Here is a 16,315-nt window from a genome sequence, read left to right as displayed (position 1 = left end):
GGACCCCGGTTTCAATGCCTCATCAGATCGACAAAACAGCGTTGGTTATGCATTCCGCAGAGCGGATGTTTTACCTGGTAAACGACGTCGCCCGTTACCCGGAATTCCTGCCCTGGTGTGATCGCACTGAAATCCACGATCAGTCTGAAGAGCAGATCACGGCCTCGATGGATATTGCGAAGGGAGGTATCCGTCACCGGCTGACGACCATGAATCAATTACAGCGCCCTGAAATCATAGATATTACCCTGGTGGATGGACCCTTCCGGAACCTGTCAGGCCGCTGGCACTTCAAACCATTGGATTCCTCAGCCTGCAAGGTGATACTGACGCTCGAATTCGAGTTCACCGGCTCCCTGGCCAGGATGACCTTTGGTCAGGTGTTCAGTCACGCCGCAAATACTATGGTGGATGCGTTCTGTCGCCGCGCGGACCAGCTTTATCGTGAGGGTGGGCAATGATTCGGGTAGAAGTGGCTTTTGCGCGCCCGGACCGGCAGGAAATCATTGCCCTGAACGTAGAAGAAGGCATTTCCGCGGTGGATGCTGTGAAGCAGTCCGGCATTGTGACGCTTTTTCCGGAAATTGATCCGGACACTGCAAACATGGGGATTTTTGGCAAGGCGATAAAGGCGCCGGAGAGCCATCAACTGCGCGACGGCGATCGGGTTGAGATATACCGCCCACTCAAGATTGATCCCAAGCAGGCCAGACTTAACCGCGCAAAAAAGAAAGGCTGAATCAGTAGGCCGGTGTCTCTTCCATCAGCTGAGCTTCGTAGTGGGAGAAGCGGTCGTCGTTGTAGTACACAATCACCCTTTGCTCTTTTATGTCGCCACCGCTGCGCTGGAAGGTATAGATGTAATATTCACGGGAAGGATCAATCGGATTCACCATCAGCGGCGTACCCAGAACAGACTGGACCTGACTCCTGGACATCCCCTCAGACAGCGATGTCAGCTCTTCGTCCGTGAGAATGTTGCCCTGCTGGACGTTGATCTTGTACACGCCGGGGAAGGCGCAGCCTGCGATCAGAAGGGTAAGAAGAAGCGCTGTGAGCTTTTGCATCGCCGGGGGAAATCCTCTATCTTGGAAACGCCTGCGCCAGGCAGGTTTCACACGGGTTGAGCACGTAACGAATCAAGTGCGGCACCATCATACCGGAAGCCGCTGAGCACACCAAAGAGCGAATCGTAAACATGGCATCCGAAAACTCCGAATTACGCAAAGTCGGCCTGAAAGTGACGCTTCCGCGAGTAAAGATTTTTAATATCCTCGAGAACGCGGAGGAAGAGCATCATCTGAGCGCAGAAGATGTGTATAAAAAGCTGCTGGAGCAGGGCGACGATGTCGGGTTGGCAACTGTGTATCGGGTGCTGACGCAATTTGAGGCGGCAGGCCTGGTATTAAGGCACAACTTTGAAGGCGGTCATGCAGTGTTCGAGATGGCTGGCGATGATCATCATGATCATATGGTGTGCGCCCAGACTGGCCAGGTTATCGAGTTTGTCGACGACGTCATCGAAGAGCGTCAGAAAAAGATTGCCGAAGAGCACGGTTTCGAGCTGGTCGACCACAGCCTGATTCTTTACGTGAAGCCGGCAGACACAAAGTAAAAAAAGCAAAAAAAGGGGCGGGAAACTCGCCCGCCCCATGAAGCTCTCAGGATCGAGAGGGGAATAGGTTTAACCTGCTTTCAGTTTCAGTGATGGGTCGCCTGACCCTTGCTGAACATCTCCCGGGCGTGGGCGATGGTGTGTTCTGTCATGTCAACGCCGCCCAACATTCTTGCCACTTCCGTAATTCGTCCGGTGTCGTCCAGGCTTTCAATCCTGGAGAAAGTGGCGTCTGAATCGGTGAATTTGCTGACGAACAGATGTTGGTGACACTGGGCCGCAACCTGTGCGAGGTGAGTCACGCACAGCACCTGTCCATTATCGCCCAGGCTTCGCAGCAGACGGCCGACCACTTCAGCGGTACCACCGCCAATACCCACGTCGACTTCGTCAAACACCAGGGTCGGTGTTGTCGATGTCTGGGCGACTACCACCTGTATCGCAAGGCTGATCCGCGACAGCTCACCCCCGGAGGCCACTTTCGCCAGCGGCCGCGCCGGCTGGCCGGGGTTGGCGCTGACCAGGAATTCCACCTCTTCCATTCCATGGGGGGCGGGTTCATCGTCCTTGTTGCGGCTCAGGTGCGTTACAAACTGAACCGCAGGCATGCTGAGCTCGGCCAGTTCTTCGGCAATGCGCTGGTCCAGATTGGCTGCGGCGGCCTGGCGGGCGTCGGACAATTCCGCCGCCACTTTGTCGAATTCGGCCCGCTGTGCCTGTAACTCCGCTTTCAGTTTTTCCACGCTGCCCTCACCATCGTCAAGTGATGCCAGCTCGTTACTCAGGGACTGATGCAGCTCCCGCAGGTTTTCCGGCCCGATTCGGTGTTTTCTTGCCATCTGATAAATGGCGCTAAGGCGTTCTTCCACCTTCGCCAGCCTGGCGGGGTCAGCGTCATAGTCGTCCACAAAGTGGCGAAGGTTGTCTCCGGCTTCACTGATCTGTATCTGGGCCTCGCTCAGCATCTGAATAGTGTCCGCCAGTGCCGGAACTTCCACCGGAAGCTGCTCCAGTTGCTGAAGCGCTTGGCGAACCAGTGCTGCGGCACTGTTGTCGTCTTCGGTACACAGCATGGTCGCCTGGTGGCAGTTGTGGAGTACGCCCTCAGCGTGGCTGAGCTGTGACTGTTCGGTTTCCAGGGATTCCTGCTCGCCGTCTTCCAGTGCAAGCCGGTCCAGCTCTTCTACCTGGTAGCGCAATAGCTGGATCCGGGCTTCGGCTTCGTCAGCATTCTGCTGGCGTTCGTTCAGGCGTTGCCGGGTTGTGTTCCAGGTTTTCCACGCCTGCCGGGCCTGATCAGCCAGGGTTTCGGCGCGGGCAAATTCGTCCAGCAGTTTGCGATGGGTGTCTTTTCTCAGCAGCGACTGGTGCTGGTGCTGGCTGTGGATATCCATCAGCGTGCTGCCCAGGTCTTTCAGGTGCGCCAGTGGGCAGGGTTGGCCGTTGATGTAGGCGCGTGTCCGGCCATCCTTGCTGATAACCCGACGCAGGATACAGTCGTTTTCGTCGTCCAGTTCATGCTCTTCCAGCCACTGCTGCGCTTCGGTGATCCGGGATACATCGAAGGAGGCCGTGATGTCTGCCCGTTTGGCGCCATGGCGAACCGCCCCGGCGTCAGCGCGCCCGCCCATTGCCAGTCCCAGCGCGTCCAGCACGATGGATTTGCCGGCGCCGGTCTCCCCGGTGAGCGCTGTCATACCCTGGCTGAACTGCAGGTCGACGCGCTCTGCGATGGCGTAATTGGAAACGGTAAGTTGTGTGAGCATGTGAGTGACCTCCACCCGATGATGAAAACACTGTGATTACATACAGTGACTGTGAATATATACAGGGATTTTGTGGTTTGCAAATTTCCGGTGTTTTTTGTGGCCGAATGCAAACGCGAAAGGTTGAAACCCGGAATAGGGGCCCCATATCCGTTCGCAAACAGCTTGTCCCTGAGCGAATGGGCAGGGTTCACAGTTAATTCGGTGGGTTGAAGCCCCCCGACGAAGAAGCAGGAGTTGCCATGAGCGCTGACGAGAATCGCAACGACAAGGTCGAAGAAGAGGTGAAAGAAGCCGCTGATACGGCGGCGGATAATGAAGACACAGCATCCGCAGCTGAGCAGGAAGCTTCCGGTAACGAAACGGACGAGCTTGAGGCCCGGGTAAAGGAATATCAGGAGCAGATGTTGCGGTCCCAGGCCGAGATGCAGAATGTTCGGCGCCGGGCTGAAATCGATGTGGAGAAGGCCCACAAGTTTGCGCTGGAAAAATTCGTGAAAGAGCTGTTGCCGGTGGCTGACAGCCTTGAGAAGGCAGTAGAAAGTACTGAAGGACACGAGAACGCCGGTGAGGTGGTGGCCAATATCCGTGAAGGCGTGGAGATGACGCTGTCACTGTTCATGAACAGCCTGGGCAAATTCAACGTGAAGCAGTTGAACCCGGTAGGCGAGCCTTTTGATCCCCAGCAGCATGAGGCCATGTCCATGGTGCCGGCGCCGGATGCAGAGCCTAACAGCGTGGTGGCGGTGGTCCAGAAGGGTTACACCCTGAATGATCGCCTGGTTCGCCCGGCCATGGTGGTGATTGCCAAAGCGGAAAACGGACCAAAAGTTGACGAACAGGCTTGAAAAGCTGAGTAACGCGCCAATATAGCCATTAAACGGCGGCGCACCGGAAATTTCTGAAAAAATCCAGAAGGGATCCGGAAACGCTTAAGACCAAGCAGGAATTGAACTGAACTGACGAATTGGAGTGGTTTAGATGAGTAAAATTATTGGTATCGACCTGGGAACAACAAACTCCTGTGTTGCCATTATGGATGGCGACAAGGTCAAGGTTATTGAAAACGCCGAGGGTGATCGCACCACCCCGTCCATCGTGGCGTATACCGAAGACGGTGAAACACTGGTAGGCCAGTCTGCGAAGCGCCAGGCGGTGACCAATCCGAATAACACCCTCTATGCGATCAAGCGTCTGATCGGTCGTCGCTTTGAAGACGACGTTGTGCAGAAAGACATCAAGATGGTGCCTTACAAGATTGCCAAGGCTGACAACGGCGACGCCTGGGTAGAAGTGAAGGGCGAGAAAATGGCGCCGCCGCAGATTTCTGCAGAAATCATCAAGAAGATGAAGAAGACCGCAGAAGATTATCTCGGCGAGAAAGTGACCGAAGCGGTTATCACCGTGCCGGCCTACTTTAACGACAGCCAGCGTCAGGCCACCAAGGACGCTGGCAAGATCGCCGGTCTGGATGTGAAGCGCATTATCAACGAGCCGACCGCTGCTGCCCTGGCCTACGGCCTGGACAAGAAAAGCGGCGATCGTACCGTGGCTGTCTATGACCTGGGTGGTGGTACCTTCGACATCTCCATCATCGAGATCGCTGATGTAGACGGTGAGCACCAGTTCGAAGTGCTGGCCACCAACGGCGACACCTTCCTGGGTGGTGAAGATTTCGACATGAAGCTGATCGAGTATCTTGCCGATCAGTTCAAGAAAGACAGCGGCATTGACCTGCGTGGCGACTCACTGGCCATGCAGCGCCTGAAAGAAGCGGCTGAGAAGGCCAAGATCGAGCTCTCCAGCAGCCAGCAGACCGACGTAAACCTGCCGTACGTAACGGCGGACGCTAGTGGTCCCAAGCATATGAACGTGAAAGTGACCCGTGCAAAGCTGGAGTCACTGGTGGAAGACCTGGTTGAGCGCAGTCTTGCGCCCTGCCGTACCGCTCTGGAGGATTCCGGCGCCAAGATCGGCGAAATCGACGAGGTTATCCTGGTCGGTGGTCAGACCCGCATGCCACTGGTTCAGGAAAAAGTTAAGAACTTCTTCGGCAAGGAAGCGCGCAAAGACGTGAACCCGGACGAAGCCGTCGCCATGGGTGCTGCCATCCAGGCTGCCGTGCTTTCCGGTGACGTGAAAGACGTTCTGCTGCTGGACGTGACCCCGCTGACCCTGGGTATCGAAACCATGGGTGGCGTAGCTACGCCGCTGATCGACAAGAACACCACTATCCCGACCAAGAAGTCGCAGACCTTCTCCACAGCGGATGACAATCAGACTGCGGTAACCATTCACGTGGTTCAGGGTGAGCGCAAACAGGCGGCTCAAAACAAGTCACTGGGTCGTTTTGATCTGGCCGACATTCCGCCGGCACCGCGCGGCACGCCGCAGATCGAAGTCACTTTCGATATTGATGCCAACGGCATCCTGAACGTGTCCGCCAAAGACAAGGCCACGGGTAAAGAGCAGTCCATCGTGATCAAGGCGTCTTCTGGCCTGAACGACGACGAAATCGAGAAGATGGTCCAGGATGCAGAAGCCAACGCCGACGAGGACCGCAAGTTCGAAGAACTGGTGCAGGCCCGTAACCAGGGCGATGCCATGGTTCACACGGTTCGCAAGACCCTGACCGATGCCGGCGACAAGGTGAGCGATAGCGAGAAAGAGTCTATCGAGGCTGCTATCAAGGAACTGGAAGAAGCGCTGGCCGGTTCCGACAAGGATGCCATCGAGGCCAAGACTCAGAAGCTGACCGAAGCTTCTTCCGAAATGGCACAGAAGATGTACGCGGATCAGGCCGAGCAGGCCGGCGGCGCCGGGGCTGAACAGCCTCAGGGTGAAGCTGGCAAGAGCGACGACGCCGTTGACGCCGAGTTCGAGGAAGTGAAGGACGAAGACAAGCGATAAATCCTCGGTACATCAGGTAGTTGGAAAACGCGGGATCACACCCGCGTTTTCCTCGTTATAAAAACAGGGTTTAAGACATGGCCAAGCGCGACTATTACGAAATTCTCGGGGTCGCCCGGGACGCGGATGAAAAAGAGATCAAGAAAGCCTACCGAAAGCTTGCGATGAAATATCATCCTGACCGGAATCCGGATGACAAGGACGCCGATCACAAGTTCAAGGAAGCCAGCGAGGCTTACGAGATACTGTCGGACTCATCCAAGCGCGGAGCCTACGATCAGTTTGGCCACGCCGGCGTTGATGGCCAGGCCGGCGGCGGCTTCGGAGGCGGTGGCGGAGCCAGCTTCTCTGATATTTTCGGTGACGTGTTCGGTGACATTTTCGGGGGCGGTGGTCGCGGCCGAAACACCCGTGGTGCCGACCTTCGCTACACTCTGGAGCTGGATCTTGAAGAAGCGGTAAAAGGCAAGACCGTGCAGATCCAGATTCCCGGCCACAAAGAATGTGAAACCTGCGACGGCAGCGGCGCCGAAAAAGGCTCCAGCCCGGAAAACTGTGGTACCTGTGCCGGTATGGGCCAGGTGCGCATGCAGCAGGGCTTCTTCACCGTCCAGCAGGCTTGCCCGACCTGTCGTGGTTCAGGTCAGATCATCAAGAATCCGTGCAAGACCTGTCGTGGTGCAGGCCGGGTCACAGAACAGAAAACCCTGTCGGTCAAAGTGCCGCCGGGCGTTGATACCGGTGACCGTATTCGTCTGTCCGGCGAGGGCGAGATGGGCATCGACGGCGGCCCACCTGGTGACCTCTACGTTCAGGTCGCCGTGCGAGAACACTCCATCTTCACCCGCGACGGGCGCAACCTATACTGCGAGGTGCCCATCAGCATCGTCGACGCCTCGCTCGGCGGCGAACTGGAAGTGCCAACCCTTGATGGCCGCGTGAAGCTGAAGATTCCGCCGGAAACCCAGACCGGAAAACTCTTCCGCCTGCGCAACAAAGGCGTCAGCCCCGTTCGCGGCGGCCCATCGGGCGATCTGCTTTGCCGGGTAACCGTGGAAACCCCGGTCAACCTGACCAAGCGCCAGAAAGATCTGCTGGAAGAGTTTCAGGAAACCCTGGACGGTGGCGATAGCAACCACCACGGGCCGAAAAAGAGTTCATGGTTTGAAGGCGTGAAAAGCTTCTTCGACGAAATGAAATTCTGAGGGAAGACAAAATGCGGGTAGCAATCATCGGCGCCGCCGGGCGCATGGGCAAAGTACTGATCGAAGCCGTCGATGGCACCGAAGGTCTCGAACTGGGCGCAGCCATCGTCGAACCGGGCAGCAGCCTGATCGGCGCCGACGCCGGCGAAATGACCGGCATCGGCAAAACCGGCGTGAAAATGGCGGCCAGCCTGACCGACGTGAAAGATGACTTTGACGTACTGATCGACTTCACCTTCCCGGACCTGACCCTGGAAAACGCCGAATTCTGCAAAGCCAACGACAAAATGATCGTTATCGGCACCACCGGTTTGACCGATGCCGAGAAAGAACGACTGGCGCTGGCGGCAGAAGGCACGCCCGTGGTGTTTGCCCCCAACATGAGCGTCGGCGTCAACGTCACCCTCAACCTGCTTCGCACCGCCGCTGCAGCCCTGGGTGACGACTACGATGTAGAAATCATCGAAGCCCACCATCGCCACAAGAAAGACGCTCCTTCCGGCACAGCCTTACGCATGGGCGAAGTGGTCGCCGACGCCCTGGGTCGTGACCTGAAAGAATGTGCGGTCTATGGCCGCGAAGGCTTCACCGGCGAGCGCACCCGCAAGGAAATTGGTTTCGAAACCATTCGTGCCGGGGATGTGGTTGGTGATCATACCGTTCTGTTTGCTACTGAAGGCGAGCGCATCGAGATTACCCATAAGGCTAGTAGCAGGATGACCTTTGCCAAGGGTGCGATGCGGGCGGCGTTGTGGTTAGAGGGTAAGGCTGCCGGTCTGTATGACATGCAGGATGTGTTGAATCTGAAGTAGGCCAGGTGGCTGAGTTGTCGGATTACGCGGCTGGTGCCGCAAATCCGACCTACGCTGGAAAGCGATAGGCTTGCACTGAGGCAGGTGGCTGAATTGGTCTTCTGGAAATGTCGGAGGCCATGGATGGCCGGAGATCAAGCGCTCAGGGATGAGCTTGTAGCGTTTTCCAGAAGACCAATTCAGGCGCCGGCCGGACCCAGCGGCGTACAGTAAAGAAGCAGATTTCACGTGGACACAAACTGCCGCATTTCGTACAATAAGGCGGTTTAACTGCACCAAGCGTATCATCGAAAAGTTTTTAAAAGCGGGACCGGGTCTTCACTCAGTCTCGCTTTTTTGCAACCTGAATTTGCGCTTGCGTTCCCGTTCGTGACGAACCTGTACGCCACTCGATGAGGATACAAGCCTTGAGTACACCAGCCATTCTAGCGCTCGAAGACGGAAGCCTGTTTTACGGCACCGCCATCGGTGCGGAAGGGGAGACCAGTGGAGAGGTGGTATTCAACACCGCCATGACCGGATACCAGGAAATCCTGACCGACCCCTCCTATTCCCGCCAGATCGTAACCCTCACCTACCCGCACATCGGCAGCACCGGCGTTAACGAAGAAGACGTTGAATCGGACCGGGTACAGGCTGCCGGACTGGTGATTCGCGATCTGCCCCTGATGGCCAGCAACTGGCGCAGCCAGGGCACCCTGAAAGACTACCTCCAGCGTAACAACATCGTTGGCATCGCCGACATCGACACCCGCCGGCTTACCCGAATTCTGCGCGACAAAGGCTCCCAGAACGGCGCCGTTATAGCCGGCGCGGATGCCACCGCAGAGCGGGCGCTGGAACTGGCGAAAGCTTTCCCCGGCCTGAAAGGCATGGACCTGGCCAAAGAGGTCACCAGTGACAAAACCTGGACCTGGAGTCAGAGCGAGTGGACCATCGATGGCGGCTACGGTGAACGCACCGAAGCGAAATTCAAAGTGGTGGCCTGGGATTACGGCGTTAAACTGAACATCCTCAGAATGCTGGCCGGGCGCAATTGCGACATCACTGTTGTGCCCGCCCAGACCCCGGCCTCCGAAGTGTTGGCGATGAAGCCGGACGGCATCTTCCTGTCCAACGGCCCCGGCGATCCGGAACCCTGCGATTACGCCATCAACGCCATCCGTGAAGTGCTGGAGACCGACATCCCGGTGTTTGGTATCTGCCTGGGTCACCAGCTTCTGGCCCTGGCCAGTGGCGCAAAATCTGTGAAGATGGGTCATGGCCACCATGGCGCCAACCATCCGGTTCAGGACCTGAAAGACGGCACCGTGATGATCACCAGCCAGAACCATGGCTTTGCGGTGGACGAAGACAGCCTGCCCGCCAACCTGGTGGCGACTCACAAATCGCTGTTCGATGGCTCGCTTCAGGGCATACGCCGCACCGACAAGCCTGCATACAGCTTTCAGGGTCACCCGGAGGCCAGCCCCGGCCCCCATGATGTAGCACCCCTGTTTGATGAATTTATCCGCCTTATGGAGGCACGTTGATGCCAAAACGTACCGACATTAAAAGCATTCTGATCCTGGGCGCGGGTCCTATCGTTATCGGGCAGGCGTGTGAGTTTGACTACTCTGGCGCCCAGGCCTGTAAGGCCTTGCGGGAAGAGGGCTACCGGGTGATTCTGGTGAACTCCAACCCGGCCACCATCATGACTGACCCGGTCATGGCCGATGCCACCTACATCGAGCCGATTACCTGGAAAACCGTCGCCAAGATTATCGAGAAAGAAAAGCCGGACGCCCTGCTGCCAACCATGGGAGGCCAGACTGCGCTGAACTGCGCGCTCGAGCTGGAAAAGCAGGGGGTGCTGGAAAAGCACGGTGTGGAAATGATCGGCGCCAACGCCGACACCATTGATAAAGCAGAAGATCGAGACCGCTTTGATAAGGCGATGAGGAAAATTGGCCTGGAATGCCCCAAGGCCAATTTCGCCCATTCCATGGCGGAAGCCCAGAAAGTGGCTGACGAGATTGGCTTTCCTTGCATCATCCGTCCGTCGTTCACTATGGGCGGCTCCGGCGGCGGGATTGCTTACAACCGCGATGAATTTGAGGAAATCTGTAGCCGTGGTCTGGATCTGTCCCCGACCAACGAGCTGCTGATCGATGAATCCCTGATCGGCTGGAAAGAGTACGAGATGGAAGTTGTCCGGGACAAAAACGACAACTGCATCATTATCTGTGCCATCGAGAACTTTGACGCCATGGGCGTGCACACAGGTGACTCCATCACCGTAGCGCCGGCCCAGACTCTCACCGACAAAGAATACCAGATCATGCGGAACGCCTCCCTGGCGGTGCTGCGTGAGATTGGTGTGGAAACTGGCGGCTCCAACGTCCAGTTCGGTATCAACCCGGACACCGGGCGCATGGTGGTGATCGAGATGAACCCTCGGGTGTCCCGTTCCTCGGCCCTGGCCTCCAAGGCGACCGGTTTCCCGATTGCCAAAGTCGCTGCCAAGCTGGCGGTGGGTTATACCCTGGATGAGCTGCGTAACGAAATCACCGGCGGCGTGACCCCGGCTTCCTTCGAGCCCAGCATCGACTATGTGGTCACCAAGATTCCCCGGTTCACCTTCGAGAAATTCCCCCAGGCCGACGCCCGCCTGACCACCCAGATGAAATCCGTGGGTGAGGTGATGGCCATTGGCCGTACCTTCCAGGAATCTCTGCAGAAAGCCATGCGTGGCCTGGAAGTAGGGTCTGACGGCTTCGAAGAGAAAGTCGACCTGAACACCGTCGACGGCCAGGAAACCCTGATCCAGGAAATGAACGTGCCCGGTGCCGAGCGCCTTTGGTACATTGGTGATGCCTTCCGTTCCGGCATGACCGTCGACGATGTCTTCCGCAATACCCACGTCGACCCCTGGTATCTGGTTCAGATCGAAGACCTGATCCTGGAAGAGAAAGCCCTTAAATCCGCAGGCATGGCGGATATTGACCGGGACACCCTATTCCGTCTGAAGCGCAAGGGTTTCTCCGATGCCCGTCTGGCAAAGCTGCTGGGTATTTCGGAAGTCAGCCTGCGCAAACTGCGCCATGACATGGACATTCGCCCGGTCTACAAGCGGGTGGATACCTGTGCTGCGGAGTTCGCGTCATCCACGGCCTATATGTATTCCTCCTATGAGGAAGAGTGTGAGGCAGATGTTTCTGACCGCGAAAAGATCGTCGTCATCGGCGGTGGCCCCAACCGGATCGGCCAGGGCATCGAATTTGATTACTGCTGTGTACACGCGGCACTGGCGATGCGGGACGATGGTTACGAAACCATCATGATTAACTGCAACCCGGAAACCGTGTCCACAGACTATGATACGTCGGATCGGCTGTATTTCGAGCCGATCACCCTGGAAGACGTGCTGGAAATCATCCACATCGAAAAGCCCAAGGGCGTGATCGTGCAGTACGGCGGCCAGACGCCGTTGAAGCTGGCCCGTGGCCTGGAAGCTGCCGGTGTGCCCATCATCGGCACCAGCCCGGATGCTATTGATCGCGCGGAAGACCGGGAGCGTTTCCAGCAGATGATCGGCCGCCTGGGCCTGCTGCAGCCGGAAAACGCGACCGTGCGAAGCCACGAAGAAGGCGTGGTGGCGGCCCGTGAAATTGGCTATCCGCTGGTGGTGCGCCCGTCCTACGTACTGGGCGGCCGTGCCATGGAAATCGTCTATGACGAGGAAGAGCTCGTTCGCTACATGCGCAGCGCCGTCCTGGTCTCGAACGACAGCCCGGTTCTGCTGGATCATTTCCTGAACGCTGCCATCGAAGTGGATATTGACGCCATCAGTGACGGTAAAACCGTGGTGATCGGCGGCATCATGCAGCACATTGAGCAGGCCGGTGTTCACTCCGGTGACTCCGCCTGCTCCCTGCCGCCCTACAGTTTGCCCAAGGCCGTCCAGGACGAGATGCGCGAAGCGGTCAAGAAGATGGCCATCGAGCTGGATGTCGTTGGCCTGATGAACGTCCAGTTGGCTTGGCAGGACGGCAAGATTTACGTCATCGAAGTCAATCCGCGGGCCTCACGCACGGTGCCGTTCGTGTCCAAGGCCATCGGGGTGTCCCTGGCAAAAGTGGCGGCACGAGCCATGGCCGGAACCTCCCTGGAAGAACAGGGATTCACGGCAGAAGTGGTGCCGACCTACTATTCTGTTAAAGAGTCGGTATTCCCGTTCAACAAGTTCCCGGCCGTCGACCCGATTCTGGGGCCGGAAATGAAGTCCACCGGTGAAGTGATGGGCATTGGCGACAGCTTTGACGAAGCCTTTGCCAAGGCGGCACTGGCGTCCGGCGAGCGTTTGCCAGCCCAGGGTACGGCATTTATGTCGGTCCGGGATGTCGACAAGCCGGGCGCGGCCAAAGTGGCCCAGGATCTGGTGGATGCCGGCTTCAAGCTAATCGCAACCACGGGCACTGCCAAGGCGCTGCGGGACGCAGGCATTCAGGCGCAGCGTGTGAATAAGGTCCGGGAAGGTCGGCCGCACATTGTGGATGCGATCAAGAATGGTCAGGTCCAGCTGATTATCAACACCACTGAAGGTCGCAAAGCGATCGCCGATTCGGCGCAGATCCGCCAGTCGGCCTTGCAGACCAAGGTGACCTACACAACCACACTGGCAGGCGGCGAAGCTTTCTGCAGGGCGATCAAGTTTGGCCCTGAGCGCACCGTTCGCCGCCTCCAGGACCTTCATTCAGGGAAGTAAGATCATGGCTGACAGAGTACCAATGACCGTCGCCGGGGAGGCCAGCCTCCGCGAAGAGCTGAAAAAGCTGAAGTCGGAAGATCGTCCCCGTGTGATCGCGGCTATTTCCGATGCGCGTGAACACGGCGATCTCAAGGAAAACGCCGAGTACCATGCGGCACGGGAGCAGCAGAGCTTCATTGAAGGGCGTATTCAGGAAATTGAGGGCAAGCTGTCTTCGGCCCAGGTGATCGACGTGCACACCATTGAGAACACCGGCAAGGTGATTTTCGGTACCACTGTTCATCTGTTGAATGTGGATACCGATGAGCAGGTGGTTTACAAGATCGTTGGCGAAGACGAAGCCGACATCAAAAAAGGTATGTTGTCGATTTCCTCTCCGATTGCCAGGGCGCTGGTAGGCAAGAGCGAAGACGATGTCGTGGCCATTCGTGTGCCGTCAGGTACGGTCGAATACGAAATCGAAAAGGTGGAGCACATCTGAGGGCGGCGGCCCGTGGTTGCCTGTAGAAAAGCCGGCCGGGGATACCGGGCCGGCTTTTTGTTTTCGTGATATTGGTTCAGGCGAGTGCGTTTCAGGCGCGGCCACTTTTCTCGCGAAGCAGGTTTGAAAGCTTGGGGTTCGGCTTCTTTGCCCGACGCATGATCACGGCAATTTTGCCAATGGTCTGGATCAGCTCTGCGCCGGTGGCCTCACACAGGGCTGCAATGGCCTCCTGGCGGACTTCCCGTTCCTGGCTCGCAACCTTGACCTTGATCAGTTCGTGGTCATTCAGCGCCCGCTCCAGCTCTTCCTGGAGTCCCTCAGTCAGGCCTTTGTCGCCGACGATGATGACGGGCTTCAGGTTATGGGCAATGCCCCGGTATTCGCGGCGCTGTTCCGGTGAAAGACTCATGATGGGATATCCTGGGTGGGTTTTTCAGATAGACTGAAATTGTACCAGATCAATCAGGAGGTGACAGTTGGCTCGCTCCAAAACCAGTGACCGCTGGCTCAAGGAACATTTTGACGACGTCTGGGTCAAAAAGTCCTGCCAAGATGGCTATCGGTCCCGGGCCAGTTACAAGCTGATTGAGCTTGATAAAAAAGACAGGATTTTTCGGCCCGAGCAGTAGTTCCTGGAATTGCTGGGTGATCGCCGGGCAGACGTTGTAATTTCGGACATGGCACCCAACATAGGTGGTATAGCGGCCACCCGGCGCGCGCCTCAGAGTATATTACCGGGGTGGGCCAGTTGTGGTGGGCAGACGTATATTTGGTGTATGGTGACAACAAAGGGTTTCTTCTCGCGGAGCGGCTCTTCAATTCACAGGTGACGATCCTTGAACGATATGGCTAAAAATCTGGTTCTCTGGCTTATCATAGCCGCTGTACTACTGATGGTTTTTCAGAATTTTACTCCGACCACCAGTGGGCAACAGGTCAATTATTCGCAGTTCGTTGAGATGGTGCAGGACGGGCAAGTGACCCGTGTGACCATCGACGGACTGGAAATTCAGGGTACTCGTGGCGACGGATCACAGTTCCAGACGGTTCGCCCGCAGGTGGCCGATAACAAGTTGATGGACGACCTGCTGGCCAACAACGTGGAAGTGATCGGCAAGGAGCCCGAGCGCCAGTCGCTCTGGACCCAGTTGCTGGTGGCCGCCTTCCCGATACTCATCATCATTGCGTTGTTCGTGTTCTTTATGCGGCAGATGCAGGGCGGTGGCGGTGGCAAAGGGCCCATGTCCTTTGGCAAGAGCAAAGCCAAACTGATGAGCGAGGATCAGATCAAGACCACCTTCGGCGATGTGGCCGGTGTTGATGAGGCCAAGGAAGACGTGAAAGAGCTGGTGGATTTCCTGCGGGATCCCAGCAAGTTCCAGCGTCTTGGCGGTAGCATTCCGAAGGGTGTGCTGATGGTCGGTCAGCCGGGTACCGGTAAAACACTGCTCGCCAAGGCCATCGCCGGCGAAGCCAAGGTGCCTTTCTTCTCGATTTCCGGTTCCGATTTCGTTGAAATGTTCGTGGGTGTGGGCGCTTCCCGTGTCCGCGACATGTTCGAACAGGCCAAGAAACAGAGCCCGTGTATCATCTTCATCGATGAGATCGATGCGGTGGGCGGCCGTCGTGGCAACGGTATGGGCGGTGGCCACGATGAGCGCGAGCAGACGCTGAACGCTCTGCTGGTTGAGATGGACGGATTTGAGGGCAACGAAGGCGTTATCGTCATCGCCGCCACCAACCGGCCGGATGTGCTGGACCCTGCGCTGCTGCGCCCGGGTCGCTTCGACCGCCAGGTGGTGGTGGGCTTGCCCGACATCATTGGTCGCGAACAGATTCTGAAAGTGCACATGAAGAAAGTGCCGCTGGATGACGGCGTCGAGCCACAGCTGATTGCCCGTGGTACCCCCGGCTTCTCCGGTGCCGACCTGGCGAACCTGGTGAACGAGGCCGCGCTGTTTGCTGCGCGCCGGAACCAGCGCCTGGTGTCCATGGAAGAATTCGAGCTGGCCAAAGACAAGATCATGATGGGCGCCGAGCGCAAATCCATGGTCATGAGTGAGAAAGAAAAGCAGAACACCGCTTACCACGAATCCGGACACGCCATTGTTGGCCGTCTGATGCCGGAACACGATCCTGTCTATAAAGTCAGCATCATTCCCCGCGGCCGTGCGCTGGGTGTCACCATGTTCCTCCCCGAGGAAGACCGGTACAGCCACAGTAAGCGGTTCCTCATCAGCTCAATATGCAGCCTGTTTGGTGGTCGTATTGCTGAAGAACTGACGCTCGGCTTTGACGGTGTGACCACTGGCGCATCGAACGACATCGAGAGGGCAACCAGCCTGGCACGCAACATGGTGACCAAGTGGGGCCTGTCCGAGAAGCTGGGACCTTTGCAGTATGACAACGATGACCAGGGCGGTTACCCTGGCATGCCGTCAGCGCCATCCCATTCACCGGGAACCGCTCAGCGGATCGATGAAGAGGTTCGCGAGATTATCGACAGCTGTTATGAGAAGGCAAAGCAGATTCTGATCGATAACCGTGACAAGCTCGACCTGATGGCCGAAGCATTGATGAAATACGAAACCATTGATCGTCATCAGATCGACGACATCATGGAAGGTCGGGTGCCACGTCCGCCGAAAGGCTGGGGTGACAGCGGGCCCACCGGTGGTGTCACGTCTGATGAGCCGGAGCAGGAAGCCGCTCCGAGAGGCTCGGACGATGGTCGTCGCCCTGACATCGGGCGCCCTGCCGGCGAACACTGACG

The 16,315-nt window shown here is 57.4% G+C and carries 14 protein-coding genes and 1 pseudogene; 12 read left to right on the top strand and 3 right to left on the bottom strand.

The genetic code is table 11. The annotated features are described in order from the left end of the window. Nucleotides 1-14 precede the first annotated feature (14 nt). Together E5Q11_RS09885 and E5Q11_RS09880 are read left to right on the top strand one after the other, a co-directional pair. Nucleotides 15-461 (top strand): type II toxin-antitoxin system RatA family toxin, encoded by a 447-nt coding sequence (locus tag E5Q11_RS09885; protein ID WP_135803221.1) that lies wholly within the window; start codon nt 15-17, stop codon nt 459-461. Then, complete coding sequence (locus E5Q11_RS09880) at nt 458-739, top strand: RnfH family protein (RefSeq protein ID WP_135803220.1); 282 nt, start codon at nt 458-460, stop codon at nt 737-739. The genes E5Q11_RS09885 and E5Q11_RS09880 overlap by 4 nt, the downstream gene beginning before the upstream one ends. 1 nt (nt 740) lies before the next feature. Here E5Q11_RS09880 and E5Q11_RS09875 read toward each other — a convergent pair whose 3' ends face one another. Then, nucleotides 741-1,067, bottom strand: coding sequence for an outer membrane protein assembly factor BamE (locus E5Q11_RS09875; protein ID WP_135803219.1), 327 nt, complete (start codon nt 1,065-1,067; stop codon nt 741-743). Nucleotides 1,068-1,198: 131 nt separating this feature from the next. On the opposite strand from E5Q11_RS09875, the gene fur reads away from it, so the two are divergent. After that, nucleotides 1,199-1,615 carry a ferric iron uptake transcriptional regulator gene (fur, locus tag E5Q11_RS09870; RefSeq protein WP_135803218.1) on the top strand — a complete coding sequence of 139 codons (417 nt, stop codon included), beginning with the start codon at nt 1,199-1,201 and terminating at the stop codon, nt 1,613-1,615. Nucleotides 1,616-1,701: 86 nt separating this feature from the next. Here fur and recN read toward each other — a convergent pair whose 3' ends face one another. Beyond that, entirely contained in the window at nt 1,702-3,381 is a 1,680-nt protein-coding gene (gene recN, locus E5Q11_RS09865) for a DNA repair protein RecN (protein ID WP_135803217.1), read from the bottom strand. 242 nt (nt 3,382-3,623) lie between these two features. On the opposite strand from recN, the gene grpE reads away from it, so the two are divergent. The 7 genes from grpE (at nt 3,624) to greA (ending at nt 13,539) form a co-directional block, all read left to right on the top strand. Then, nucleotides 3,624-4,229 (top strand): nucleotide exchange factor GrpE, encoded by a 606-nt coding sequence (grpE, locus tag E5Q11_RS09860; RefSeq protein WP_135803216.1) that lies wholly within the window; start codon nt 3,624-3,626, stop codon nt 4,227-4,229. Nucleotides 4,230-4,362: 133 nt separating this feature from the next. Next, a complete protein-coding gene (gene dnaK, locus E5Q11_RS09855; protein WP_135803215.1) occupies nt 4,363-6,291 on the top strand; it encodes a molecular chaperone DnaK in 1,929 nt (642 codons plus the stop codon). A 77-nt stretch (nt 6,292-6,368) separates the two neighbouring features. After that, nucleotides 6,369-7,496, top strand: a complete 1,128-nt coding sequence (dnaJ, locus tag E5Q11_RS09850) for a molecular chaperone DnaJ (protein WP_135803214.1) — start codon at nt 6,369-6,371, stop codon at nt 7,494-7,496. A gap of 11 nt (nt 7,497-7,507) precedes the next feature. After that, nucleotides 7,508-8,308, top strand: coding sequence for a 4-hydroxy-tetrahydrodipicolinate reductase (dapB, locus tag E5Q11_RS09845; RefSeq protein WP_135803213.1), 801 nt, complete (start codon nt 7,508-7,510; stop codon nt 8,306-8,308). A 407-nt stretch (nt 8,309-8,715) separates the two neighbouring features. Then, nucleotides 8,716-9,840 carry a glutamine-hydrolyzing carbamoyl-phosphate synthase small subunit gene (gene carA / locus E5Q11_RS09840; RefSeq protein ID WP_191964427.1) on the top strand — a complete coding sequence of 375 codons (1,125 nt, stop codon included), beginning with the start codon at nt 8,716-8,718 and terminating at the stop codon, nt 9,838-9,840. After that, on the top strand, nt 9,840-13,055 hold the full coding sequence (gene carB, locus E5Q11_RS09835; RefSeq protein ID WP_135803211.1) for a carbamoyl-phosphate synthase large subunit: 3,216 nt from the start codon (nt 9,840-9,842) through the stop codon (nt 13,053-13,055). Before carA ends, carB begins: the two co-directional genes overlap by 1 nt. A gap of 4 nt (nt 13,056-13,059) precedes the next feature. Further along, complete coding sequence (gene greA / locus E5Q11_RS09830; protein WP_135803210.1) at nt 13,060-13,539, top strand: transcription elongation factor GreA; 480 nt, start codon at nt 13,060-13,062, stop codon at nt 13,537-13,539. 91 nt (nt 13,540-13,630) lie between these two features. Here the strand turns inward: greA and yhbY are convergent, their stop codons facing one another. Next, nucleotides 13,631-13,951, bottom strand: coding sequence for a ribosome assembly RNA-binding protein YhbY (gene yhbY / locus E5Q11_RS09825; protein WP_135803209.1), 321 nt, complete (start codon nt 13,949-13,951; stop codon nt 13,631-13,633). Nucleotides 13,952-14,018: 67 nt separating this feature from the next. On the opposite strand from yhbY, the pseudogene E5Q11_RS18195 reads away from it, so the two are divergent. Both E5Q11_RS18195 and ftsH read left to right on the top strand, forming a co-directional pair. Beyond that, nucleotides 14,019-14,162: pseudogene (locus E5Q11_RS18195) on the top strand (23S rRNA methyltransferase); the annotation flags it as partial. Between the two features lie 216 nt (nt 14,163-14,378). After that, nucleotides 14,379-16,313: an ATP-dependent zinc metalloprotease FtsH gene (gene ftsH, locus E5Q11_RS09815; RefSeq protein ID WP_225314895.1), complete on the top strand. Its 1,935-nt coding sequence runs from the start codon at nt 14,379-14,381 to the stop codon at nt 16,311-16,313. The last annotated feature ends 2 nt before the right edge of the window (nt 16,314-16,315 follow it).

It is taken from the genome of Marinobacter confluentis, assembly GCF_004785685.1.
GTDB lineage: Bacteria > Pseudomonadota > Gammaproteobacteria > Pseudomonadales > Oleiphilaceae > Marinobacter > Marinobacter confluentis.
Note: the sequence above shows the minus strand (reverse complement) of the source record. Positions and strands in the feature narration are given on the sequence as shown.